Annotated in this window: 2 protein-coding genes; both read right to left on the bottom strand. The window is 62.3% G+C overall.

Features of this window, described 5'->3' with window-relative positions:
- Positions 1-572: type I phosphoribosyltransferase (locus tag AC1D12_RS34055; protein WP_477845484.1), on the bottom strand; the 572-nt coding region annotated here is incomplete at its 3' end.
- Positions 550-1,006 (bottom strand): DNA-processing protein DprA (locus AC1D12_RS34050; RefSeq protein WP_477845483.1); only part of this gene is annotated, 457 nt, incomplete at its 5' end. The genes AC1D12_RS34055 and AC1D12_RS34050, both read right to left, overlap by 23 nt.

Raw genomic sequence — 1,006 nt, 5'->3', positions numbered from 1 at the left:
GGGTAGGCCTGCAGGATCCGGCGCTTTGCGGCGATGAAGTGCGCCCCCGTGGTGAGCACGTCGTCCACGAGCATGACGATCTCCCTCGGGGCTTCAGCATCCAGCGAGTACAGCGCCATCAGCTGATCAGGCCCGAGCCGGGATCCACCAGGCCCCTGCAGGTGCGAGGCCTCGTACGCCTCGGTCTGCACCAGCAGGTTTCGAACGTCGGACCCCTTGCCTTGGCAGGCGCCCATCACGATCTGCATGATGCGGTCGTCATAGTCGGGATCGCCGGGCGGCTTGGACGGCGGGATCGGAACGAACGTGGCCGAATTGAAGATGTTGGGTGACTTCTCGAGGGCTGCCCTCAGCATCGTCACCCCGTCCTGGATCGCCCGAGCCTTGAATTTGTAATGCGGTTCATCGCACTGAGCCACCGGCTTCTTCAGGTTGGAGATGAAGCTGTTGCCCTTGCTGTAGGCGTAGCCCTTGTGTGACGTGTACTCGTGGAAGTAGAAACACCGGTCCTCTGGGCCGAGGTAGTGATGCGCGTCGCGGTTGCTGTCGTCAATCTTGAGCAGCTTCGGCATCGAGGTGCGAGCGAATGTCGTCGAAGTCCTTGACGCGGATCGCGCCCTTTTCTTCAAAGCGCGCTGGCCACGTCAGCTTGGAATTGCGGAAGTTGCTGTCAAGGATGAAGAGCTTGCGGCCCTGGCTCAAGGCCGCGCGCGCCTGGATCAAGGTCCCCGAGGTTTCGCCGGCTTCGACGATCACGGTTCCCTGCGTCAGCGCAGACATGGTCACGTTGCGCTCAGGAAAAAAGAGTCGATTGACCGAGGGTGGGCGACGAGCATGCAGCAGCACCGGCACCTGACTGATCAGAAGGTGGTCCCGCGCGATCTGCTGCTGCAGGGCCGAGTTTTCCTTGGGGTACGCCTGATCGATGGGGGTGCCGATTACCGCGATCGTGTCTCCGCCGCTTGCGATGGCGGTTTCGTGCGCCGCGGTATCGACGCCCTTTGCC

Source organism: Rhizobacter sp. P1_G5, from assembly GCF_056405435.1.
Note: the sequence above shows the minus strand (reverse complement) of the source record. Positions and strands in the feature narration are given on the sequence as shown.